The sequence below is a fragment of the Dyella sp. genome (assembly GCF_051962475.1).
Classification (GTDB): Bacteria; Pseudomonadota; Gammaproteobacteria; order Xanthomonadales; family Rhodanobacteraceae; genus Dyella_A.
Window position 1 is genome coordinate 41787 of the sequence record NZ_JBQCCF010000033.1, and the last position, 24207, is coordinate 65993.

Here is a 24207-nt window from a genome sequence, read left to right on the forward strand (position 1 = left end):
GCCGGAGCGCGCACGATGAGATTGATCGCTGTTCGCCGATCGAGGCGCGAAACCGAAGCCTGGCGCGGTCCTGTCGCTCTCGCCACGAGTGGTTTCGGTAGCGCGCGCCACGCCCCATGGCGTCGCCCGGTGGGCAGCAGGCGGACCTGCTTTGCGGGGTATCCATCGCCTCGCGCCGCGGAGCGAATGCCCAAGTCGCTCATGCGCGATGAACCGCGTTTCACGCGTCGGCTCGAGCGCAGCGCGACGTCCGATGTGGCGCCGCACCATGCGCCATAAGGGCTGCGGGGGCAGTCCAATTGCCATGAATACGTATGCAGAATGGTCGGCGGCAGGGGGAGGGCAATTAAGCTGCCCGCCATCGCTGCCTCGGGTAGCACGCGCGGCCCAACGGGGGGCACCGGCGCGGACGTCGGGATCAATGCATGCACAAGCAACCGTGGTGGCGCGGAGCCGTCATCTACCAGATCTATCCGCGTAGTTTCCTGGATACCAACGGCGATGGCGTGGGCGACCTGCCGGGCATCGTCGAACGGCTCGACTACGTGGCGGGGCTCGGCGTGGAGGCGATCTGGATCGCGCCGTTCTTCAAGTCGCCGATGGCCGACTTCGGCTACGACATCGCCGACTACCGCGACGTCGATCCGCTGTTCGGTACGCTCGCCGACTTCGACCGGCTGCTGGCCAAGGCCCACTCGCTCGGCCTGAAGGTGATGATCGACCAGGTGCTCAGCCACACCTCGAGCGAGCACGCGTGGTTCCAGGAGAGCCGGGCCAGCCGCGACAACCCCAAGGCCGACTGGTATGTGTGGGCCGACGCGCGCGAAGACGGTACGCCGCCGAATAACTGGTTGTCGCTGTTCGGCGGTTGCGCCTGGCAGTGGGAGCCGCGCCGTGGCCAGTACTACCTGCACAACTTCCTGACCTCGCAGCCGGATCTGAACTTCCACAATCCGGCCGTGCGCGCGGCGATCCTGGACAGCGTGAAGTTCTGGCTCGATCGCGGCGTCGACGGCCTGCGGCTGGATGCAATCAACTTCTGCTTCCACGACAAGCTGCTGCGTAACAACCCGCCCAAGCCGCCGCACGAGCGCGTGGGGCGCGGCTTCAGCCCGGACAACCCGTACGCGTTCCAGCGCCACTGGTACAACAACACGCAGCCGGAGAACCTGGAGTTCCTGGAGGAGCTGCGCGCGTTGCTGGATAAGTACGGCGACGCCGCCGCACTCGGCGAGATCTCCTCGGAAGACTCGCTGGCGACGATGGCCGAATACACCAGCGGCAGGCGGCTGCACCTGGGTTACAGCTTCGAGTTGCTCACCGACGATTTCAGCGCCGCGTACATCCGCGGCACGGTGCAGCGCCTGGAAGCGCAGATGACCGAAGGCTGGCCGTGCTGGGCCATCTCCAACCACGACGTGGAGCGTGTGCTGTCGCGTTGGGGTAACGGGGACGCCTCGCCGCAGCTGGCCAACCTGCTCACCGCGATGGTCTGTTCGCTGCGCGGTTCGGTGTGCGTGTATCAGGGCGAAGAGCTGGCGTTGACCGAGGCGGACGTTCCCTACGAGGCGTTGCGCGACCCCTACGGCATCGCGTTCTGGCCCAACTTCAAGGGGCGCGACGGTTGCCGCACGCCGATGCCGTGGGACGATCGCCTGCATGCTGGCTTCAGCAGCGTCGCACCCTGGCTGCCGGTGCCTGCCGACCACGCGGCGCGCTCGGTGCAGCACCAGGAAGGCGCGCCGCATTCGGCGCTCAAGGGTTTCCGCAGTTTCATGCACTGGCGCCGCACGCAGCCAGCGCTGTGCTGGGGCGACATCCGCTTTGTCGATGCGCCCGAACCGGTGCTGGCGTTTACCCGCACCCTGGACGGCGAGACGGTGTTCGCTGCGTTCAACCTCGGTGCGCAGCCGGCGTCACTGGACGTGGGCTCGCTCGGTACGCTGACGGCGCTCGATGGCCACGGGCTTGCCGCCGGTTCGCTCGCCGACGGCATGCTGCAGTTGCCCGCGCATGCGCTGATGTACGCGCGTATCGGGTGAGTGGCCGTGGCGTTCGTGGTCCGTCCGGGTGAGCTGAGCGATGAAGCGGTGCAGGCGCTGCTGCGCGAGCACCTGGCCGGCGTGGCGCTGCACTCGCCGCCGGAAAGTATCCATGCCCTCGACCTGGACGGGTTGCGCGCACCGGGCATGAGCTTCTGGACGCTGTGGGACGGCGAGGCACTGCTGGCCTGCGGCGCGCTGAAGGAGCTCGATGGGGAGCATGGCGAAGTGAAGTCGATGCGCACGGCGGCCGCGCATCTGCGCAAGGGCGCGGCGCGCGTGATGCTGCAGCACATCGTGGCCGAGGCACGCCGGTACGGCTATCGCCGCCTGAGCCTGGAAACCGGCACGGCCGCCGCGTTCGAGCCGGCGCATCGGTTGTATGCGGCGGCGGGCTTTGTCCCCTGCGGGCCGTTCAACGGTTACGTCGACGATCCGTACAGTTGCTTCATGACGCTGGCGTTGTAATTGGTTTCCCGGTTCGGGCTACAGTCAAGAGCATCGCGAATGAAGTCGCTCCTACAGGGTAGGTGGGCTTTCGGTGGATTGCGGGAGGGGCTTCAGCCGCGAAGAGGGGAGCGACAAAGAGCATCGCGACTGAAGTCGCTCCTACAGGAGCGAGCTTGTCTTGCTTGGCTCCAGTCGCGCTGCGGGCGCGAGCTCGCTCAGATTCCCGCGTACCACTCGTAGCCGTAGTCTTCCCAGTAGCCGCCCTTGCCGCCGGCGATGTGGGCGAACGAGTCGACCAGCTCGATGCGGGCGATGTACTTGGCCTGCTTGTAGCCGAGCTGACGGCTCACGCGCAGGCGCAGCGGCGCGCCGTTCTTGATCGGCAGCGGCTGGTTGTTGAGGCCCCAGGCCAGCAGGGTCTGCGGGTGGCGCGCTTCGGGAATGTCCACGCTCTCGTAGTACGGCTCGCCGGGGTCCATCTCGTCGTAGCAGTGGAACACCACGTAGCGCGCGTTCGGTTTCACGCCCACCTTGTCGAGCACGTGCGACAACCGCACGCCGTGCCACTTGCCGATCGCGCTCCAGCCTTCCACGCAGTCGTGGCGGGTGATCTGCGCCACCTGCTCGATCTGCTTGAGGTCGTCGATGGCGAACGACAGCGGACGATCGACCAGGCCGCCGACCTGCAGGCGGTAGTCGCGGAAGCCGTTGGCCAGCAGCGATTGGTACGCCTCGGTGGTGGGCATGGCGGTGCCGTTGGAGCGGAACACCGGCGAGAGGTCGGCCTCGGTGTATTCCTTTGCCATCGCGCTGGATGGGGCGAGCAGCGCCTGCACGCGGCGATTGAGCCCCTGCGCTTTGTTCAGCACCTTCGGGCCCCAGTCGCTCTGCGAGATGCGGTCGCAGCCGGCGACGATCACGCCGGCGGTACCCATGATCGCCATGCGGATAAACGAGCGGCGGTCAGTCATGGCGGCTCTCCGCGGTGGTCTCGGTGGCTGGCCTGGTCGGGTCTTCGTCGATGCGGTACCAGCCGGTGATCATGCCGCGCAGCTGATTGAACGCGCCGCTGATCAGCACCTCGAACACATGGATCAGCACGAACGCCACGAAACCCCAGGCGATGATGAAGTGGATGGTGCGCGCGGTCTGCCGGCCGCCGACGGCCTCCACGAGCGGTGACAGCACCGCATCCAGGCGTGGCGACATCGCCAGCCCCATCAGCACCACGCCGATGCCGAACACGAAGATCACCGTGAGGTAGGCCAGTCGCTGCAGGATGTTGTAGCGCAGCGCTTCCTCACCGTGCGGGTGTTTGAACTTGAGGTGGTCGACGATGGAGCGGCCGATGCCGCGCCAGTCGGACTTGGTGGGAATCAGGTCGCGCTGCAGATGCTTGCGGGCGATCGAGTAGCCGACGTAGCACAGGCCGTTGAGCACGAAGATCCAGGCGAAGAAGAAGTGCCATTGCCGGCCCATCGCCAGCCAGCGCGAGCCGGGCACGGTGAGCCAGGAGGGAAAGCCGCGCACCTGCGGCTTGCCGTCCAGACCGTTGGAAACGCCGAACAACCCAGTGGTGACGAACTCGTGCTGGCCGACGCGGGTGATGCCGACCAACTGCCCGTTGGCATCGGTGCGCGCGCCCATCGCCAGGATCTCCTTGCCGGGGTCGGAGCGATTGCCCAGCGACAGGCTCGGGTGTGCGTTGAAGATCTGCAGGCCGCTCATGAACATGATCGACAGGGCGACCACGTTGACCCAGTGCATGACGCGGATCGGCCAGCTGTGCCGGTAGACCAGCCGGCTGCGCGCGCGCCCGGCCGGTACGGCGACGGGCGCCACCGGCGGGGTATCGGCGACGGTTTCCACAGGTGCGCTCATGCTTTCCCCCCGGGTGGGACGGCCGGATCGGCGGTGGCGGCAGTGTAGCGCCGCGTGTAACTGCTCATCGGTCCCCCTTGCGGACAGTGGCTGCATTCGTGCCCGCCATTCGCCGTGGAGTCGGCGGTGGTTACATCGGCCCGTTCGAGACCGAGCCCGGCCGAACCAGGATTTCACGTGCACAGGCGTATCCATGCCGCACGGAGCGGGCGGCGGGCCGGGCCGGTCGCCTCTTCGTGCCTTGGCTGCCAGTGCCCGCTCCCTGCCGCGCGGGCGCACGACGGCTTCTTCCGCAGGAGTCGAGCGCCTTGAAGATCGAGCACAGATCGGCCTTTCACCCCCCGGTGCGCTCCACCGCGGACGGCGCCCCGGCCGGTGCCGAAGGCGACGAGCCGACGCTGCGCGGCGAGCTGTTCAGCGCCGAACAGATGGAGCTGCACGGGGTGCTGCTGGCGCGGCGGCACCGGCTCAGTCCGCGCTCCACTTCCGACCGCCTGCTGCGCCGGCTCGACGACAACGCCCGCGTGCTGGCCGAGGCCTGCGAGGCTCTTACCGCCGTGTCGCAGACCAATCGCCGCGTGTCGCCTGCCGGCGAATGGCTGCTGGACAACTACTACCTGGTCGAGGAGCAGATCCGCACTGCCCAGCGGCACCTGCCCAAGGGCTACAACCGAGAGCTGCCGCGCCTTGCAGACGGCGGTGCCGAGGGCTGGCCGCGGGTGTACGAGCTGGCGCTGGAGATCATCTCGCACGGCGACGGCCGGGTGGATGACGACAGCCTCGGGCGCTTCATCAGCGCCTACCAGGGCATCCAGCCGCTGACGCTGGGTGAGCTGTGGGCGATCCCGATCATGCTGCGGCTGGCGCTGATCGAGAACCTGCGCCGCGTCGCGGCGCGCGTCATCGCCGACGGCAGCCATCGCGAGCTGGCCTGCCAGTGGGCCGACACGATCACCGAGATCGCCGAGCACGATGCCAAGAGCGTGGTGCTGGGCGTGGCCGACATGGCGCGCTCGAATCCGCCGATGGCCAGCGCCTTCGTGGCCGAGCTGGCGCGCCGGCTGCAGGGCCAGGGGCCGGGGCTGGCAATGCCGCTGACGTGGCTGGAGCAGCGCCTGGCCGAGAGCGGTTCCAGCGTCGAGCACCAGGTGCAGATCGATGCCCAGCAGCAGGCCGCCGACCAGGTCTCCATCGGCAACAGCATCGGCAGCCTGCGCCACCTGGCGGCGGTCGACTGGCACGCCTTTGTCGAACGGCTCAGCGTGGTGGAGAACCTGCTGCGCAGCGATCCTGCCGGCATCCACGCGGCGATGGATTTCGCCACGCGCGACCACTATCGCCACGTGATCGAACACCTCGCCCGGCGCAGCGGACGCTCCGAGTCGGAGGTGGCGCGCAGCGCACTCGCGCTGGCCCATCGCGCGGCGGCGGTGGAGGCGGCGCCCGGCATCGAGGCGCACGTGGGCTATTACCTGGTGGACGAGGGGCGCGCCGAGTTCGAACGGGTGCTGCAGTTGCGTTTCGGTCTGCTGGCGCGGATCGGCCGCCGTGCGGCGCGCGATCCGCTGCCGGCGTACCTGGGGCTGATCGCGCTGCTCAGTGTGCTGATGGCCGAACCGCTGCTGGAGGCGATGGCGCAGAATCATGCGCCGCTGTGGATGCTGTTGCTGCTGGCGCTGCCGGCCTTGCTGGTGGTGAGCCAGCTCGCCACGGGGCTGGTGAACTGGCTGGCGACCGTGTTCGCACCGCCGGCGATCCTGCCGCGAATGGATTTTGCCCAAGGCATTCCCGACCACGCGCGCACGCTGGTGGTGATTCCCACCCTGTTCGGCAGCCTGGCCGACGTGGACGAGTTGGCCGATGCGCTGGAGGTGCGCTACCTGGCCAATCGCGACCCGAACCTGTACTTCGGGCTGCTTAGCGACTACACCGACGCAGCCAGTGAAACCCTGCCGCAGGATGCCGCGCTGCTGGCCCGGGCGGTGTCGCGCATCGAGGCGCTCAACGCCACGTACGCCAACGGTGCGCAGGATCGGTTCTTTCTGTTCCACCGCCCCCGCACCTACCACGCGCCCGATCGCCTGTGGATGGGCCACGAGCGCAAGCGCGGCAAGCTGGGCGATCTCAACGCGCTGCTGCGCGGCGCGGGTGCCGAGCGCTTCGCTCGCATCGTCGGCGACCTGGCCGCGCTGCGCGGGGTCACCTACGTGATCACGCTGGACTCGGACACCGAGCTGCCGCGCGATGCGGCCCGACGCTTCGCCAGCGCCATGGCGCATCCGCTCAATCGCCCGGTGTACGACGCCGCGCTGGGTCGCGTGGTGCGCGGCTACGGCATCCTGCAGCCCCGGGTGGGAGTGAGCCTGCCGGCCGCGGCGCGCTCGCGCTACGCCCAGCTGTTCGGCAGCGAAGCCGGCATCGACCCGTACACGCGCATGGTGTCGGACGTCTACCAGGATCTGTTCGGCGAAGGCTCGTTCATCGGCAAAGGCATCTACGACATCGATGCCTTCCAGCTGGCGTTGAGGCAGCGCTTTCCCGACAACGCGATCCTCAGCCACGACCTCATCGAAGGTGCCTACGCACGCGCCGGGCTGCTGTCCGACGTGCAGCTGTACGAGATCTACCCGTCGAGCTACCTGATCGACAGCCAGCGGCGTCATCGCTGGATCCGCGGCGACTGGCAGATCCTGCCTTGGCTGTTCCCGCGCGCGCCCGGTCCCGATGGCTGGCGGCGCAATCCGCTGTCGGCGCTGTCGCGCTGGAAGATACTGGACAACTTGCGCCGTAGTCTGGTGCCGGCGGCCTTCGTACTGCTGCTGCTGGTGGGCTGGCTGGGGGTGGCGCAGGTGGTGTCGTGGACCCTCGCCATCCTCGGCCTGGTGGTGCTGATGCCGGTGCTGGGCACGATGCTGGTGCTGGTGCAGAAATCACCGGACGTGCAGTGGCGCGCGCATCTGCGGCTCGCCGTGCGCGCGGCGGTGGCGCAAGGATTGCGCGCGGGGTTCTGGGTGATGACGCTGCCGCACGAGGCGCTGTACAGCCTCGACGCGGTGCTGCGTTCGCTGTGGCGAATGCTGATCAGTCGGCGCCATCTGCTGCAGTGGCGTCCGTCGCGCGACAGCACGCGGGACGCCGGTGGCGCGCTGACGCTGATCGTGCGCCGGATGTGGATCAATCCCGCGCTGGCGATCGCGACGGCGGTGACGCTGGCGTTATTTCGCCTGCCGGCCCTGCCGGTGGCCGCGCCGCTGCTCGCCCTGTGGGCACTGGCGCCGGTGCTTGTGTGGTATTCCGGACAGCCGCAGCGGCGCGAGGTATTCGTGCCCAGTGCTTCGCAGCGGCGCTTCCTGCGCATGCTGTCGCGACGCATCTGGGGTTTCTTCGAAGTGCACGTGGGCAGCCAGGACAACGCGCTGCCGCCGGACAACATGCAGGAGCATCCGGCCGAGGCGATCGCCCACCGCACCTCGCCGACCAACATGGGCCTGGCGCTGCTGTCGAACCTGGCCGCCTACGACTTCGGTTACCTCACCGTGGGCCGGCTGATCCAGCGCACTGCCGACGCACTGCACACCATGCAGGGCCTGCCGCGCTACCGCGGGCACTTCTTCAACTGGTACGACACCGTATCGCTGCAGCCGCTGGCGCCGCAGTACGTGTCGGCCGTGGACAGCGGCAACCTCGCCGGCCACCTGCTGACCCTGCGGCCCGGCCTGCTGGCGCTGATCGATGCCCCGGTGTTCCACCCGCGCCTGCTCGATGGTCTGGCCGACACGCTCGACGTGCTGGTGGACGCGCGGCCGGACGACGACTACCTGGTGGCCGCCTGCGGCGAGCTGATGCAGCGGCTGGACGAGGCGCGCGACACGCCGCCGGACTCGCTGGCGCAGGCGCTGGCGGTGGTACGCCCGATCCACGCGGCCATCGTGGCGATGCATTCGCACTTCGCTACCGACAACCGCGACGAGGCCGTGCTCTGGTACGGCCGCCTGCTCGAGCAGGTGCGTGACGTGCTGGGCGAGCTCGATTACCTGGCCGACCGCGCGCCCTCCGGCAACCTACCGACCCTGCGCGAGCTGGCCGCGGATACCGACCCGGCGCGGCAGGGTACCGACAGCGTGTGCGACCGCGCCTGCGCCCGGATCGCCGAGTTGCAGCAGCTGGCGACACTGGCCGGTGAGCTGGCGGTGATGGATTTCAGCTTTCTGTACGACCGCCGGCGCGACCTGCTGGCCATCGGCTACAACGTCGAGGAGCGCCGTCTCGACGCCAGCTTCTACGACCTGCTCGCCTCCGAGGCGCGGCTGGCCAGCTACGTGGCGATCGCGCAGGGCCAGCTGCCGCAGGAGGGCTGGTTCACCCTCGGCCGCCTGCTCACCACCACCACGCGTGGGCGGCCGGTGCTGCTGTCGTGGACCGGCTCGATGTTCGAGTACCTGATGCCGATGCTGGTGATGCCCAGCATCGAGGGCACGCTGCTGGACGAAACCTGCCACGCGGCCGTGGCGCGGCAGATCGAGTACGGCCAGCAGCTCGGCGTGCCGTGGGGCGTGTCCGAGTCGGGCTACAACACGGTCGACGTGCAGCTCAACTACCAGTACCGCGCTTTTGGCGTGCCCGGTCTGGGCCTCAAGCGCGGGCTGGGCGACGACGTGGTGATCGCGCCCTACGCCAGCGTCATGGCGTTGATGGTGGCGCCGGCGGCGGCTTGCGCCAATCTGGAGCGCCTGGCACAGGAGGAGCGGCTGGGCCGCTTCGGTTTCTACGAGGCGATCGACTACACCCCGGCGCGGCTGCCGCACGGGCAGAGCGCGGTGGTGGTGCGCTCGTTTATGGCGCATCACCAGGGCATGAGCCTGCTCTCGCTGGCCTACGCGCTGCTGGAGCAGCCGATGCAGAAGCGCTTCGAGGCCGACCCGCAGTTCCGCGCCAGCGCGCTGCTGCTGCAGGAGCGCGTGCCGGAAACGGCGGCCGAATATCGCCACGCCACCGGCTTCCCGATCCAGCCGGTGGAAGGCGCCGCGGCCGAGAGCACGCTGCGCGTGTTCACCGACCCGGACATGCCACGCCCGGCCGTGCAGCTGCTTTCCAACGGGCGTTACCACGTGATGGTAAGCAGCGGCGGGGGTGGCTACAGCCGGCACCGCGACCTGGCGGTGACGCGTTGGCACGAAGACATCAGCAGTGATCACTGGGGCCAGTTCTGCTATCTGCGCGACGTGGAGACCGGCGCGTTCTGGTCCACCGCACACCAGCCCACGCTGCACCGGCCGGAGCACTTCGAGGCGATCTTTTCCGACGCGCGCGCCGAGTTCCGCGTGCGCGAGCGCGATTACGACGCGCATACCGAGATCGTGGTCTGCCCCGAGGACGACATCGAGCTGCGCCGCGTGCGCCTGACCAACCGCGGCCGCACCGCGCGCACCATCGAGCTCACCACCTACGCCGAAGTGGTGATTGCGCCGGCGGCGGCCGACGCGGCGCATCCGGCCTTCAGCAACCTGTTCGTGCAGACCGCGTGGCTGCCCGCCGCGCAGGCGCTGATCTGCACCCGCCGGCCGCGCTCAGCCGGCGAAGTCGTGCCGTGGATGTGCCACCTGGTGGCGGTGCACGACGTGCGGGTGGAGTCGATGTCCTACGAGACCGATCGCGCGCGCTTCATTGGCCGCGGTCGCAACCTGGCGCAGCCGCAGGCGCTGAGCGATCCGCTGCAGGCACAGCTGGGCAACAGCGATGGCTCGGTGCTCGACCCGATCGTGGCGATCCGCTGCCGCATCACGCTGGCGCCGGAGCAATCGGCCACGATCGACATCGTCACCGGCGTGGCCGACAGCGACGAGGCCTGCCGTCATCTGGCGGAAAAGTTCCGCGACCGCCACATCGCCGATCGCGTGTTCGACCTGGCCTGGACGCACAGCCAGGTACTGCTGCAGCAGCTCAACGCGGTGCCCGGCGACGCGCGGCTGTACGAGCGCATGGCCGCCTCGATCATCTACGCCAACACCTCGCTGCGCGCCGAGCCGGGCGTGTTGCAGGCCAACCGGCGCGGGCAGTCCGGCCTGTGGGGGCAGTCGATCTCCGGCGACCTGCCGATCGTGTTGCTGCGCATGACTGACCCAAGCAACATCGAACTGGTGCGCCAGCTGGTGCAGGCGCACGCGTACTGGCGGCTCAAGGGGCTGGCGGTGGACCTGGTGATCTGGAACGAGGACCAGGCCGGCTACCGCCAGCAACTGCAGGACCTGATCATGGGGCTGATCGCCTCGGGCACGGAAGCGAGCCTGATCGATCGCCCCGGCGGCATCTTCGTGCGCCCGGCGCAGCAACTGTCGGTGGAGGACCGGGTGCTGGTGCGCTCGGTGGCGCGGGTGGTGCTCAGCGACACCCGCGGCTCGCTGGCCGAGCAGCTGGAGCGGCGCCGGGTGGAGCCGCCGCTGCCGCGCTTCGACCCTACCCGCATTCGTGCACCGGAGCCGCCGGCCGCGGCGCAGGCGGGACCCGATCCGCAACTGGCCACGCTGCAGTTGACCAACGCCTACGGCGGTTTCAGCAGCGACGGCAGCGAATACGTGATCGTGCTGCAACCGGGCCGGCCGACCCCCGCGCCGTGGTGCAACGTGCTGGCCAATCCGGGCTTCGGTTGCGTGGTGTCGGAGAGTGGCGGCGCGTGCACGTGGAGCGAGAACGCGCACGAATTCCGCCTCACGCCGTGGCACAACGACCCGGTGACCGACGCCAGCGGCGAGGCAATCTACCTGCGCGACGAGGAGAGCGGGCACTACTGGTCGCCCACGCCGCTGCCGCGTCGCGGTACCGGTCGCTACGTCACACGGCACGGCTTTGGTTACTCGGTGTTCGAGCACGTCGAAGACGGCATCGCCTCGGAGCTGTGGGTATACGTGGCGCTGCACGCGCCGGTGAAGTTCTCGGTGCTGCGCCTACGCAACACCACCCGCCAGCCGCGCCGGTTGTCGGCCACGGGTTACGTGGAATGGGTGCTGGGCGACGTGCGGGCGAAGTCGGCGATGCACGTGGTGACCGAATCGGACCCGGCCACCGGTGCGCTGTTCGCCCGCAACGCCTACCACATGGATTTCGGCGGCCGGGTGGGCTTCTTCGATGCCGACGGCGGCACGCGCAGCGTCACCGGCGATCGCCGGGAATTCCTCGGCCGCAATGGCAACCTGCGTGCGCCGGCGGCGATGGGCCAGGCCAGCCTGTCCGGGCGGCTCGGCCCCGGGCTCGACCCATGCGGCGCGATCCAGCTGCCGTTCGAGCTGGCCCCGGGCGAGACGCGCGAGGTGGTGTTCCGGCTCGGTGCCGCGCGCGACCAGGCCGGGGCCAGCGATCTGGTGCAGCGCTTCCGCGGGTCGGCCGCGGCGGCCGCCGCGCTGGACGAGGTGCGCATGCACTGGCACTGGACGCTGGGCAAGGTGCAGGTGCGCACGCCCGACCCGGTGGTGGACGTGCTCGCCAACGGCTGGCTGATCTACCAGGTGATCGCCTCGCGCTTCTGGGGACGCAGCGGCTACTACCAGTCCGGCGGCGCGTTCGGTTTCCGCGACCAGCTGCAGGACGCCATGGCGATGGTCCACGCCAGCCCGTACAGCGCGCGGCAGCACCTGCTGCTCAGCGCGGCGCACCAGTTCACCGAGGGCGACGTGCAGCACTGGTGGCATCCGCCCACCGACCGCGGCGTGCGCACGCACTGCTCGGACGACTACCTGTGGCTGGCGCTCGCCACCAGCCACTACGTGCACACCACCGCCGATACCGGCGTGCTGGACGAGCGCGTGGGCTATCTCGAGGGACGGCCGGTGAAGCGCGAGGAGGAGTCCTACTACGACCTGCCGACGCGCTCGGAACAGTCGGCCACGTTGTACGAGCACTGCGTGCGCGCGATCGAGCACAGTCGCCCACGCGGCCCGCACGGGCTGCCGTTGATCGGCACCGGCGACTGGAACGACGGCATGAACCGGGTCGGCGAGCGTGGGCGCGGCGAGAGCGTGTGGCTGGGGTTCTTCCTGCACGAGGTGCTCAACCGCTTCGCCGCCACCGCGCGGCGGCATGGCGACAGCCCGTTTGCCGAGCTGTGCGAGATGGAGGCGGCCGCCCTGCGCGAGGTGCTGGAAGCGCACGGCTGGGACGGCGCCTGGTATCGCCGCGCGTATTTCGACGACGGCACCCCGCTGGGCTCCAGTGCCAACGCGGAGTGCCGCATCGATTCCATCGCGCAGAGCTGGTCGGTGCTGTCCGGCGCAGCGCCCGACGCGCGCCGACGGCAGGCGATGGAATCGCTGGATCGCCATCTGGTGCGGCGGCGTGCGGGACTGATCCAGCTGCTGGAGCCGCCGTTCGATCGCTCCGAGCTCGATCCGGGCTACATCAAGGGCTATGTGCCCGGCGTGCGCGAGAACGGCGGCCAGTACACGCATGCCGCGGTGTGGGCGACGATGGCGTTCGCCGCGCTGGGCGACGGCGCGCGCGCGTGGGAGTTGCTCGGCATCATCAACCCGGTCAACCACGGCAGCGGCGCGGGCGACATCGAGGTATACAAGGTGGAGCCCTACGTGGTCGCCGCCGACGTGTACGGCGTGCCGCCGCACCAGGGGCGCGGCGGCTGGACCTGGTACACCGGCTCGGCCGGCTGGATGTACCGGCTGATCGTCGAGTCGCTGCTGGGCCTGCGCATCGAGGGCGAGACGCTGCGCGTGGCGCCGGTGGTGCCGCCGGGCTGGGACGGATTCGAGCTGGCATACCGGCACCGCGAAACCGACTACCGCATCATCGTGCGCGCCGGCCCCGTGTCGGGGGCGGCGCGGATCCGCGTCAACGGCATGCCGATCGAGGGGGATGCGGTGGCGCTGGTGGACGATGGGGGCGAGCATCGCATCGAGATCGAGGCGTGAGGCCTTGACGCGGCATGCGCGCGCGATCCGGATCATGGGCCGGACGGCTGCCGCCGCGGTGGGCGCTTGGCGCTAATCTAGGCGGCCAGCTGCCCGTGTTTTTCCTCGCCGGCGAATGCCGGAAAGCCACCCTCGACGACGGAACGCCCGTGACCCCATTCCCGACCCCCGACCTGACCCAGCTGCCTGCATGGCAGGCCCTGCGTGCGCACCGCGAGCGCTGCGGCGACCGCCACCTGCGCGAGCTGTTCGCCGCCGATCCCGGCCGTGGCGAGCGTTTCACTGCCGAGGCGGCCGGACTGTACATGGACTACTCCAAGCAGCGTGTGGACGACGAAACCCTGCATCTGCTGCGCCAGCTCGCCGAGGCCTGCGACCTGGCCGGGCGTACCGCGGCGATGTTCGACGGCGCGAAGATCAACGTCACCGAGGATCGCGCCGTGCTGCACACGGCGCTGCGCGCGCCCGCACATGCGAAGGTCGAGGTGGACGGCGAGAACGTGGTTCCCGCTGTGCACGCCGTGCTCGAACGCATGGCCGCGTTCGCCGACAAGGTGCGCGGCGGCGCCTGGCTGGGCCACACCGGACAGCGCATCCGCAACGTGGTGAACATCGGCATCGGCGGCTCGGACCTGGGCCCGGTGATGGCCTACGAGGCGCTGCGCCACTACAGCCAGCGCGAGCTCACGTTCCGCTTCGTCTCCAACGTGGACGGCATCGACTTCGTCGAGGCGACGCGCGACCTGGACCCGGCCGAGACGCTGTTCATCGTCTGCTCCAAGACCTTCACCACGCTGGAGACGCTGGCCAACGCGCAGGCTGCGCGACGCTGGTGCCTGGCGGCGCTCGAGGACGAGGCGGCGATCGCCCGGCACTTCGTCGCCGTGTCCACCAACGAAAAGGAAGTGGCGAAGTTCGGCATCGACACCGCCAACATGTTCGGCTTCTGGGACTGGGTCGGCGGTCGCTACTCGATGGATTCGGCGATCGGCCTGTCGACGATGCTGGCGATCGGGCCGGACGGCTTCGGCGACCTGCTCGCCGGCTTCCACGCGATGGACGAGCATTTCCGCAGCGCCCCGCTGGAGCGCAACCTGCCGGCGCTGATGGGGCTGATCGGTCTCTGGAACACCAACTTCCTCGGCGCCGAGACCGTCGCCGTGCTGCCGTACGAGCAGTACCTCAAGCGTTTCCCCGCCTACCTGCAGCAGCTCACCATGGAGAGCAACGGCAAGGGCGTGACGCTGGGCGGCCGACGCGTGGACTACGCCACCGGCGCGATCTACTGGGGCGAGCCGGGCACCAACGGCCAGCACTCGTTCTACCAGCTGATCCATCAGGGCACGCGACTGATTCCCTGCGACTTCATCGGCTTCGGTCGGCCGCTCAGCGCCTTGCCGCTGCCCGACGGCAGCGACCAGCACGATCTGCTGATGGCCAACCTGATCGCCCAGGGCGAGGCGCTGGCCTTCGGCAAGACGGCTGATGAAGTGCGCGCCGAAGGCGTGGCCGACGCCCTGGTGCCGCATAAGACCTTCCCGGGCAACCGGCCCAGCACCACGATCCTCGCCGAGCGGCTCACCCCGCACGTGCTAGGCGCGCTGGTGGCGCTGTACGAGCACGCCACCTTCGTGCAAGGCGTGATGTGGGGCATCGACTCGTTCGACCAGTGGGGCGTGGAGCTGGGCAAGGTGCTGGCCAAGCGCACCGCCGCCGAACTCACCGCCAGCAGTGATGCCGAACTCGCCCACGACAGCTCCACCAACGCACTGATCCGTCGCTATCGCCAGCTGCGCGACGGCACCTGACTCTCCTGTAGGAGCCGCCTTGGCGGCGATGCTCTTGGCTTGTGCCGAGAAAAAGCATCGCCGCCAAGGCGGCTCCTACAGAAATCTGCGCGCGCCCGCTGCATTCCGTGAACTTCTTCGAGAAACCATGAGCCCGACCTTCAGCCCGCTCGCCGGCAAGCCGGCACCCGCGTCGATCCTGATCGACGTGCCGCAACTGCTCGCCGCCTATGCCGACCTCGTTCCCGATCCGGCCGACCCGGCGCAGCGGGTGGCGTTCGGCACATCCGGCCATCGCGGCTCCTCGCTCAGCCGCAGCTTCAACGCCGCGCACGTGCTGGCGATCAGCCAGGCGATCTGCGACTACCGCGCGATGCAGGGCATCGACGGCCCGCTGTTCGTGGCGATCGATACACACGCGCTCTCCGCGCCGGCGTTCGAGCAGGCGCTGGAAGTGTTCGTGGCCAACGAGGTCACCACCATGATCTCGGCGGGCACGCCGTACACGCCCACGCCGGTGCTGTCGCACGCGGTCCTCACCTACAACCGCGGCCGGACCGACCACCTGGCCGACGGCATCGTGCTGTCGCCCTCGCACAACCCGCCGGCCGATGGCGGCTACAAGTACAACCCGACCAACGGCGGCCCGGCCGACACCGACGTCACCCGCTGGATCCAGGATCGCGCCAACGCGCTGCTGGCCGAAGGGCTCAACGGCGTGCGCCGGGTGCCCTACGCGCAGGCGCGCCGCTCGTCGCGGGTGATCGAGCACGACTACGTGGCCAGCTACGTGTCGGACCTGGCGAACATCGTCGACTTCGACCTGATCCGTGCGGCGGGGCTGAAGCTCGGTGTCGATCCACTGGGCGGCTCGGGCGTGCACTACTGGGGGCCGATCGCCGAGCGCTACCGGCTCGATCTCACCGTGGTGAGCGAGGTGGTCGACCCGCAGTTCGCCTTCATGTGCGTGGACTGGGACGGCAAGATCCGCATGGATCCCTCGTCGAAGTACGCGATGGCCGGGCTGATCGCGATGAAGGACCGCTTCGACGTCGCCTTCGCCTGCGACACCGACCACGACCGCCACGGCATCGTCGCAAGAAGCAGCGGACTGATGCTGCCCAACCATTACCTCGCCACCCTGGTCGACTACCTGTTTCGCCATCGTCCGCACTGGCGTGCCGACGCGGCGGTGGGCAAGACGGTGGTCAGCAGTTCGCTGATCGATCGCGTGGCCGAGCGGCTGGGGCGACGGCTGTACGAGGTGTCGGTGGGCTTCAAGTGGTTCGCCGACGGCCTGTTCGACGGCTCACTCGGCTTCGGTGGCGAAGAGAGCGCGGGCGCCTCGCTGCTGCGCATGGACGGCGGCGTGTGGAGCACCGACAAGGACGGCCTGGTGCCCGCGTTGCTGGCGGCCGAAATGACCGCCCGCGCCGGACGCGACCCGGGCGAGCTGTATGCGGGCATCACTGCCGAGCTCGGCACGCCGTACTCCGACCGCGTGGACGCACCGGCCAGCGCCGAGCAGAAGGCGCGGCTGGGCAAGCTGTCGCCGGCGCAGGTCAGCGGCACCGAGCTGGCCGGTGATCCGATCACCGCGGTGCTGGACAAGGCGCCGGGCAACGGCGCGGCAATCGGCGGGATCAAGGTGATGACGGCGCAGGGCTGGTTCGCTGCGCGTCCGTCCGGCACCGAGGCGATCTACAAGATCTACGCGGAAAGCTTCCGGGACGAGAACCATTTGCGTAGCCTCATCGCCGAGGCGAATAAGATGGTGGACAGCGCGCTGGCCTCCTGACGCTGGCGCTTTCCCGGAGCCTTTCGATGTCACCGATCAATCCGCCCAGCCGCTACGCGGCCTCGCTGCGCTGGCTGCACTGGACCGTCTTCGCGCTGGTGCTGCTGGCCTACGTGTTCATCAACCTGTTCGAGCTGTTCCCGCGCGGCAGCACGCCGCGCATGAACACGCTGGCGGCGCATTACCTGGCCGGCATCGCGGTACTGCTGCTGGTGCTGCCGCGGCTGGCCGTGCGGTTGTCGCACGTGGATCCGCCAATCCAGCCGGCGCCGAGCGTGTGGATCCTGCGCCTGAGCACGATCACCCACGTGGCGCTGTATGCGTTCCTGATCGCGCAGCCGATCATGGGCATCGTCACGCTGCAGATCGCCGGCAAGCCGGTGACGCTGTTCGGCATCACCTTCCTGCCGGCGCTGTTCGGCCCCGGTGATCGCGCGCTGGCACATCAGTGGGAGGACATCCACGGCACGGTGGGCGAGATCTTCTATTACGTGATCGGCCTGCACATCGTCGCGGCCCTTTGGCACCACTTCGGCCGCAAGGACAACACGCTGCGGCGCATGGTCTGATCCGCCGCCAACTCGTCCAGGGGAATACACATGCATCATCGACATAGCGAGCGGCACGTCACCGGCCGCATGGGCTGGCTGCGCGCCGCCGTGCTCGGCGCCAACGACGGCATCGTTTCCACCGCCAGCCTGGTGCTCGGCGTGGCCGCGGCGCATGCCGGCTCGCAGAACATCCTGATTGCCGGCACCGCGGGCCTGGTGGCGGGCGCGATGTCGATGGCCGCGGGCGAATACGTGTCGGTGCATTCCCAGGCAGACAGCGAAGCAGCCGAGCTGGCACGCGAGCGCCGGGAACTGGAGACTGACGTGGAAGGCGAGCACAAGGAACTCGCCGCGATCTACGTCGGGCGCGGGCTGGAACCGGCGCTGGCGCGCCAGGTGGCCGAGCAGCTGATGGCGCATGACGCGCTGGACGCGCACATGCGCGACGAACTGGGCATCACCGAGACGCTCAAGGCACGGCCGATCCAGGCCGCCGGCGCTTCGGCGCTGAGCTTCGCACTCGGTGCGGCGCTGCCGTTGGTGGTGGTGGCGCTGGCGCCGGCCGGGGTGTTGCTGTGGTCGGTGTTCCTCACCTCGCTGGTGTTCCTGGCCATCCTGGGCAGTCTGGCAGCGCGCACGGGCGGTGCGAACATGCGCACCGGCGCCATGCGCATCACCTTCTGGGGCGCGTTGGCGATGGCGATCACTACCGGCGTGGGCATGCTGTTCGGCGTCGCGGCCTGATTCGTCTGCGCATCCGCAGCGGGCGGGGAAGGGCGGTCATCGCGGCCGAGAGCGCGTCGACGCGTCGCCCGCGATGATGCAACGCCGGCCCCGACTTCACGGCCGGATCAACTGCGCCCGGTTTCAATAACGGCCCTGCACAGCCGCGCCGGAGACCGCCCCATGCACCACGCCTTTCACGTGGGTGACCACGTCCGCTGGAACTCCGAGGCCGGCCACGTCAGTGGCCATATCACCAAGGTGCACACGCGCGACGTGGACTACAAAGGCCACACCCATCGCTGCACGCCCGACGATCCGCAGTACGAGATCGCCAGTGACGCCACCGATCACGTCGCGCTGCACAAGGGCAGTGCGCTGCACCGAATCGACTGAGTGGCTGATGCCGCGCCATCCACCGGCCGCGATGGACCGACCATCTGGACGGTCGGCCACTCCACCCGCAGCCTGGACGAGTTGGTGGCCCTGCTCGCGCGCTGGCGCATCAAAGCGGTGGCCGACGTGCGGCGTTTTCCCGGTTCGCGGCGGTATCCATATTTTGCCAGCGAGGCGCTGGCGCGCAGCTTGCCGGAGCACGGGATCGCCTATCGGTGGATCCCGCAACTGGGCGGCCGGCGCAAGGTGCAGGCGAACTCGCCCAACACGAGTTGGCGCAACGCGTCGTTCCAGGGCTATGCCGATCACATGGCCAGCGCGGAGTTTGCCGATGGCCTGGACGAGCTGCTGGCGATGGCCACGCAGCAGCGCACCGCCATCATGTGTGCCGAGGCGGTGTGGTGGCGCTGCCACCGCTCGATGATCGCCGACCTCTTGTGCGTGCGCGGCTGGACGGTGCTGCACATCGCCGATGATCGCCACGCCAGGCCCCACCCGATGACGGCGCCGGCACGCGTGGTGGACGGTCGGCTGAGCTACGCGCCGCCGGCGGGCGCCGGGGACTGATCGCAACAGAGCCTTCCTGCCATCAAAGCGCTGTGTCCCGCCAGAGCTTGATGCCGCCGGTCAGCCCGGCCGCGTTGTCCACGATGCTGACGTCGGGCGGCAGCGCCAGCGTCACCTTGGTGGCATTGCCGCCGCCCAGGTACAGCCGATCGAAATGGAGCAGGGTGCGGAAGGCCTCGATGGTTTTTTCTACCCGGCGGTTCCACTTCTTCTCGCCCACCTTGTGCCTGGCCGCGTTGCCGACGTAGTGATTGAAGGTCTTCTTCTTGCGGAAGGGGAACTGCGCGAACTCCATGTGCGGCATGCACACGCCGTCGCGAAACAGCGCCGAGCCCATCCCGGTGCCCAGGGTGAGCACCAGCTCCAGCCCCTCGCCGCGGATGACCCCGTAGCCCTGCACGTCGGCATCGTTGAGCAGACGCACCGGCTTGCCGCCGAGGCGCTGGCCCAGCGCCTCGGCGAGGGGAAAATCCCGCCACGGCTCGTTGCCGAAATGCGGCGCGGTCACCACCCGTCCGCGCCGGACCACGCCAGGAAACCCGATCGACACCCGGTCGAACCCGCTCAGCGGCTCCACCAGCGCCGCCAACGCGTCGACCATGCCCTCGGGCGACACGCCCTCCGGCGTGGGCACGCGCACGCGATCGCCCAGCATGGCGCCATCCTCATCGAGCAGGGCCGCCTTCAGGCCGCTGCCGCCCACGTCGATGGCCAGCGTGACCGTGGTGCGTGATGGTGCAGATGACTTGCCCGTGGCCTGTCTGGTGCTGCGTTTCATGCCGTTCTCCCTGAAGACGAAATGGAGGCCACGCGTCGCGTGGCTGCGCGGCTCATTCGTGCTTGACGGCGTGCCCGCCGAACTGGTTGCGCATGGCGGCGAGCAGCTTGTCGGAGAACGAATCGGCATCGCGCGAGCGCAGGCGTTCGAGCAGCGAGAGCGAGATCACCGGCGCGGCCACGTTCAGATCGATCGCCTCGGCCACCGTCCAGCGGCCTTCGCCGGAATCGGCCACGTAGGGCGCGATGCCGTCCATCGCGGGGTTCTTCGCCAAGGCGTCGGCGGTGAGGTCGAGCAACCACGAGCGCACCACGCTGCCCTCGCGCCAGATCTCGGCAACCTGGTGCAGGTCCAGCGCGAACTCGCGCTTGTGCTGCAGGATCGAGAAGCCTTCGGCATAGGCCTGCATCAGCCCGTACTCGATGCCGTTGTGGACCATCTTGCTGAAGTGGCCGGCGCCCACCCGGCCCACGAGGCCCCAACCCTTCTCCTTTGCCGGGGCCAGCGCCTCGAAGATCGGGCGCAGCCGTTCCACCACGTCCGCATCGCCGCCGACCATCATGCTGTAGCCCTCGGCCAGGCCCCACACGCCCCCGCTGGTGCCGCAGTCGACATAGTGGATGCCATGCGCGGCCAGGGCTTCGGCCCGGCGCATGCTGTCCTTGTAGAACGCATTGCCGCCGTCGATCACCGTATCGCCGCGCGCCAGCAACGGTTGCAGCTGCGCGATGGTCTGCTCGGTGATCTCGCCAGCGGGCACCATCAGCCAGAACGTCCGTGGAGCCGCCAACTGCTGCACCAGAGCCTCCAGTGAGGCGGCCGTACCGGCGCCGTGCGCGGCCAGTGCGTCGCGCGCGCCGGCGGCCGGATCGAAGCCCACTACGTGGTGGCCATGCTGCAGCAGTCGCTGGGCCATGTTGCCGCCCATGCGACCCAGGCCGATCATGCCGATGTCCATGCGTTCTCCTCGTTGTATGCGTTGTGCGATCACGCCACGCTCAACCGTGCATGCTGCCGGAGCGCGGCTGCAGGGCATGTGAGGACGCGGCGCATGCCGCCAGGGCGATCGGTCACGGCACGGTGTCGTGATCCTGCTTGGCGCTGGTGGCGTTGCCGGCGGCACTGTCGTCTTCGTGCGAAGCATTCACCGTGGCCTTTCGCTCCTGTCGGCCCCAGCCCACCGACGGCCCGCGCAGGGCGGTGGATACCGAACGCACCACCACGTAATACATCAGTTGCCGATAGCCGAAGCGTTGCAGCACCAGCCACCACAGCAGGCTCCAGCGCTCGCGCTTTTCCATCGCGAAGGCCAGCACGCCGGCGCCCAGGTCGACCGCCATGAACAGCGCGTAGAACGCCGCCATCGTGATCAGGTTGGTGGAGTTGAACTGGCCGCGGTGCTGCAGGTAGTCCAGCCCGGTGGCGATGATCTGCCACAGCAGCAGCAGATCGACCAGCGGCGAGACCACCGAGAAAACGATCTGGAACAGCCACACCTGCGGCAGCGCGATGGTGCCCAGTGCGCCGTAGCGGGCGCGGAAGGTCGCGTCGCGGTGCTTCCACAGGCACTGCAGCGTGCCGTAGGCCCAGCGGAAACGCTGCCGCGCCAGACCGCGGGCGGTGTCCGGCGCCTCGGTCCAAGCCACTGCCTCGGCATCGAACAAGGTCTTGTAGCCGGCCTTCTGGATCGCGATGGTGAGGTCCTGGTCTTCGGCCAGCGTGTCGCCGGGAAAGCCGCCGAGCTGTTCCAGTGCCTCGCGCCGCCAGGCACCCACGGCGCCGGGCACTACGGTGATCGCACCGAGCGCGGCCAGCGCGCGGCGTTCGAGGTTCTGCGCGGTGATGTATTCCAGCGCCTGCCAGGTGGTGATGAGGTTGATGCGGTTGCCGACCTTGGCATTGCCGGCCACAGCGCCGATCGCCGGGTTGGCGAACCAGCGCACCAGGCGCGCGATGGTGTGCGGCTCGAATTGCGTATCGGCATCGAGCGCCACGATTACCTGTCCGTGCGAGGCGCGCAGCGCCGTGTTCACCGCGTTTGCCTTGCCGCCGTTGGGAATGCTGATGAGCTGCACACGGGGATCGCCGGCGTACTGCGTGCGCACCACCTCGGCCGTGGCGTCGGTGGAGCCGTCGTCGACCACGATCACCTCGAGCGCCTCGTAGCGGCTCTTGAGGATGCGACCCACCGCGCTGGCGATCACTTTCTCCTCGTTGAAGGCCGGAATCAGCACCGATACCAGCGGCAGCGGATGATCCAGCACCGGCGCCACGCGGCGGCGATCGCGATACCAGTTGAGCAGGCCCAGCCCACCGAGCAGCAGAAGCCGCGCCACGCCCAGCCAGATCGCAGTGAGGAACAGCGCGTTGAGGAAGTGACCGAACCAGCCGAGGGTGAGGAACACCGAGCGATCTGCCCACTGCGACAGCGAGCCGATGGTGAGCGGCGGCATGCCCTGATCGCGGGTGAGGCCCGCCAGCGCGGAGACGGTGACGAAGTCGTAGCCTTCGGCGCGCAGCGCATCGATGATCTGCGGCAGCGCCGCGACGGTATTGGCACGGTTGCCGCCACCGTCGTGCAGCAGCACCACGCGGCTCTGCCGGTCCGGGCTCTGATGGCGCACCTGGTCGAGCACGCTCTGCACGATCTTGTCCACCGGCGGGCGCTGCCAGTCGTCCGGATCGATGTGCAGGCCCACCGCGATGTAGCCCATCGCCTGCGCCTGCTCGATCGGTACCAGTTCGTCGGACGTGGTGGGCTCGGCGTCTCCGAAGTACGGCGCGCGGAACAGCCGCATCGAGCGGCCGGTGAGCGCCTCGAACAGCCGTTGCGTGGCGTTGAGCTCCAGCGCGGTGATGCCCGGGGAGGTCTCGCCCAGGTTCGGGTGGGTGAAGGTGTGGTTACCCACGTCGTGGCCTTCGTTCACCATGCGCTGGACAAGGCGCGGCGATGCCTCGGCGTTCTCGCCGATGATGAAGAACGTGGCCGGGACGTGCTTGGCCTTGAGGATGTCGAGGATCTTCGGCGTCCAGTCCGGATCCGGGCCATCGTCGAAGGTGAGTGCGATCTTGCCCGGCTGGATGCCCACGCGCTGGATCACGTAGGAGGTGGGTAGCGCGGTGTACTGCTCGCCATCGATCTCGCCGCTGTCCTTGTCGATGCTGAACGTGCGCGCGCCGGGCTGGGGTTTGGAGGCGATCTGCAGGATTTCGCCCTGGCCCTCGATGTCGATGTCCTGGCCCTCGCCGATCTCGTGTAGGGCATCGGGCGCAGCCGCGCCGTAGGGGCGGCCGATCACCGACCAGATCGACGGATCCTCCGACCCCAGTCGCCATACCGCGTAGCCGTAGGGCTGATAGCCATCGGCGTCGTGGATCTGGTTGTAGGCAGTGGCGGCATCGAGGAACCACAGGTCGTGGACGGTGCCGTTGTCCTCGCTGTAAGAGAAGTGCGGGTTCTGCGTATCGTCGTCGAAGTCGATGGTGGCCTGGGCGTCGGCAGCGCGATCCATCGCGTCCTGGAACGTCACCGCCTCGGCGTTCTGCCCATGCGCCCAGTCGTAGCCGTAGCTGCCGAGCGCCACGATGGTCTGGTCCGGGTCCAGCTCCTTCATGCGCTTGTCGAGTGTGCTCTCGAACCAGTTCTGTGCGGCGATGCTTCCGGCATCCTTGCCGGCCCAGTGCTGGTCGTAGGCCATCAGCAGCTCGAAATCGACGATCTTGGCGAAGCCGGCGTAATCCCAGGCGCTATCGTCGAACGGCACTGACAGCACGATGCCCCAGCCGTGCGGCGCGAAGGCGTCGGACAGTTCGCCGAGGAAGGTCTTGAAGTCCGCCTGCGCCTCCGGCGGCACCTCCTCGAAGTCCACCGTGACGCCCTGGAAGTGGTAGGCGGCCAGGAAGCCCACGATCTCGCTGATGCGCGCGTGCCGCCGCGCCGGGTCGGCCAGCAGCTTGGCCAGCCCGGCGCCGTCCCACTGCATGTTCGCCGCGTTCTGCAGCAAAGGCAGGATCGGCATCGAGGGCTTGCTGTGACGGATCAGGTTGAGCGCCTTGGCGTCGACCGCGGTGTGCAGCGCCATGTCCGGGCCGCTCACGCTGAGCCAGGAGGGAATCACCCAGTCCAGCGTCGGCAGCGCACGCTTGAGCGCGGGGTAGCTGCTGTCGTCCCAGTTGACGTAGAAGCCGATCGCCAGCGGGCGGTCGCCGGGCCGGTCCAGCGACGGCGGCGGCGTGTGCGCCTGGCCGGTGCGGGTGACCGTGCGGTGGCGAAGCTGGCGCTCGCGTGCGCGCACCTCGGCGGCGAGCTTCTCGGCCGGCCG

The 24207-nt window shown here is 68.9% G+C and carries 14 protein-coding genes; 9 read left to right on the forward strand and 5 right to left on the reverse strand.

Features of this window, described 5'->3' with window-relative positions:
* Window positions 1-425: 425 nt before the first annotated feature.
* Together ACTHJF_RS07390 and ACTHJF_RS07395 are read left to right on the forward strand one after the other, a co-directional pair.
* The gene (locus ACTHJF_RS07390; RefSeq protein WP_440266555.1) at window positions 426-2042 is read left to right on the forward strand and encodes an alpha-glucosidase family protein; all 1617 of its coding nucleotides are present in this window, start codon (window positions 426-428) and stop codon (window positions 2040-2042) included.
* A gap of 6 nt (window positions 2043-2048) precedes the next feature.
* Window positions 2049-2510 carry a GNAT family N-acetyltransferase gene (locus ACTHJF_RS07395; RefSeq protein WP_440266556.1) on the forward strand — a complete coding sequence of 154 codons (462 nt, stop codon included), beginning with the start codon at window positions 2049-2051 and terminating at the stop codon, window positions 2508-2510.
* Window positions 2511-2707: 197 nt separating this feature from the next.
* On the opposite strand, the gene ACTHJF_RS07400 is transcribed toward ACTHJF_RS07395, so the two are convergent.
* Window positions 2708-3463: a molybdopterin-binding protein gene (locus ACTHJF_RS07400; protein WP_440259444.1), complete on the reverse strand. Its 756-nt coding sequence runs from the start codon at window positions 3461-3463 to the stop codon at window positions 2708-2710.
* Complete coding sequence (locus ACTHJF_RS07405; RefSeq protein WP_440266557.1) at window positions 3456-4373, reverse strand: cytochrome b/b6 domain-containing protein; 918 nt, start codon at window positions 4371-4373, stop codon at window positions 3456-3458. Before ACTHJF_RS07405 ends, ACTHJF_RS07400 begins: the two co-directional genes overlap by 8 nt.
* A gap of 428 nt (window positions 4374-4801) precedes the next feature.
* Here ACTHJF_RS07405 and ACTHJF_RS07410 point away from each other — a divergent pair, with 428 nt between their 5' ends.
* The 7 genes from ACTHJF_RS07410 to ACTHJF_RS07440 all read left to right on the forward strand — a co-directional run bounded on the left by ACTHJF_RS07410 (window position 4802) and on the right by ACTHJF_RS07440 (window position 19107).
* Window positions 4802-13285, forward strand: coding sequence for a GH36-type glycosyl hydrolase domain-containing protein (locus ACTHJF_RS07410; protein ID WP_440266566.1), 8484 nt, complete (start codon window positions 4802-4804; stop codon window positions 13283-13285).
* A 149-nt stretch (window positions 13286-13434) separates the two neighbouring features.
* Window positions 13435-15093, forward strand: coding sequence for a glucose-6-phosphate isomerase (gene pgi, locus ACTHJF_RS07415; protein ID WP_440266558.1), 1659 nt, complete (start codon window positions 13435-13437; stop codon window positions 15091-15093).
* Between the two features lie 127 nt (window positions 15094-15220).
* A complete protein-coding gene (gene pgm / locus ACTHJF_RS07420; protein WP_440266559.1) occupies window positions 15221-16870 on the forward strand; it encodes a phosphoglucomutase (alpha-D-glucose-1,6-bisphosphate-dependent) in 1650 nt (549 codons plus the stop codon).
* 26 nt (window positions 16871-16896) lie between these two features.
* Window positions 16897-17439 (forward strand): cytochrome b, encoded by a 543-nt coding sequence (locus ACTHJF_RS07425; RefSeq protein WP_440261415.1) that lies wholly within the window; start codon window positions 16897-16899, stop codon window positions 17437-17439.
* A 30-nt stretch (window positions 17440-17469) separates the two neighbouring features.
* Window positions 17470-18165 carry a VIT1/CCC1 transporter family protein gene (locus tag ACTHJF_RS07430; protein WP_440266560.1) on the forward strand — a complete coding sequence of 232 codons (696 nt, stop codon included), beginning with the start codon at window positions 17470-17472 and terminating at the stop codon, window positions 18163-18165.
* A 162-nt stretch (window positions 18166-18327) separates the two neighbouring features.
* Window positions 18328-18540, forward strand: coding sequence for a DUF2945 domain-containing protein (locus tag ACTHJF_RS07435; protein WP_440266561.1), 213 nt, complete (start codon window positions 18328-18330; stop codon window positions 18538-18540).
* Window positions 18541-19107, forward strand: coding sequence for a DUF488 domain-containing protein (locus tag ACTHJF_RS07440; RefSeq protein WP_440266562.1), 567 nt, complete (start codon window positions 18541-18543; stop codon window positions 19105-19107).
* Window positions 19108-19129: 22 nt separating this feature from the next.
* On the opposite strand, the gene ACTHJF_RS07445 is transcribed toward ACTHJF_RS07440, so the two are convergent.
* From ACTHJF_RS07445 to ACTHJF_RS07455, 3 genes are all read right to left on the reverse strand, one after another.
* Window positions 19130-19885, reverse strand: coding sequence for an ROK family protein (locus tag ACTHJF_RS07445; RefSeq protein ID WP_440266563.1), 756 nt, complete (start codon window positions 19883-19885; stop codon window positions 19130-19132).
* Between the two features lie 52 nt (window positions 19886-19937).
* Window positions 19938-20843, reverse strand: a complete 906-nt coding sequence (gene gnd, locus ACTHJF_RS07450) for a phosphogluconate dehydrogenase (NAD(+)-dependent, decarboxylating) (RefSeq protein WP_440266564.1) — start codon at window positions 20841-20843, stop codon at window positions 19938-19940.
* A gap of 112 nt (window positions 20844-20955) precedes the next feature.
* Window positions 20956-24207, reverse strand: a 3252-nt coding sequence (locus tag ACTHJF_RS07455) for a glycosyltransferase (RefSeq protein ID WP_440266565.1), incomplete at its 5' end; no start/stop codon positions are given.

Bases quoted from the DNA above. Each gene is read 5' to 3' on its own strand.
- ACTHJF_RS07390 (WP_440266555.1), top strand. From the start codon at position 426: ATGCACAAGCAACCGTGGTGGCGCGGAGCCGTCATCTACCAGATCTAT.
- ACTHJF_RS07425 (WP_440261415.1), top strand. From the start codon at position 16,897: ATGTCACCGATCAATCCGCCCAGCCGCTACGCGGCCTCGCTGCGCTGG.
- pgm (WP_440266559.1), top strand. From the start codon at position 15,221: ATGAGCCCGACCTTCAGCCCGCTCGCCGGCAAGCCGGCACCCGCGTCG.
- ACTHJF_RS07410 (WP_440266566.1), top strand. From the start codon at position 4,802: ATGGAGCTGCACGGGGTGCTGCTGGCGCGGCGGCACCGGCTCAGTCCG.
- ACTHJF_RS07430 (WP_440266560.1), top strand. From the start codon at position 17,470: ATGCATCATCGACATAGCGAGCGGCACGTCACCGGCCGCATGGGCTGG.
- ACTHJF_RS07405 (WP_440266557.1), bottom strand. From the start codon at position 4,373: ATGAGCGCACCTGTGGAAACCGTCGCCGATACCCCGCCGGTGGCGCCC.
- gnd (WP_440266564.1), bottom strand. From the start codon at position 20,843: ATGGACATCGGCATGATCGGCCTGGGTCGCATGGGCGGCAACATGGCC.
- ACTHJF_RS07445 (WP_440266563.1), bottom strand. From the start codon at position 19,885: ATGAAACGCAGCACCAGACAGGCCACGGGCAAGTCATCTGCACCATCA.
- ACTHJF_RS07400 (WP_440259444.1), bottom strand. From the start codon at position 3,463: ATGACTGACCGCCGCTCGTTTATCCGCATGGCGATCATGGGTACCGCC.
- ACTHJF_RS07435 (WP_440266561.1), top strand. From the start codon at position 18,328: ATGCACCACGCCTTTCACGTGGGTGACCACGTCCGCTGGAACTCCGAG.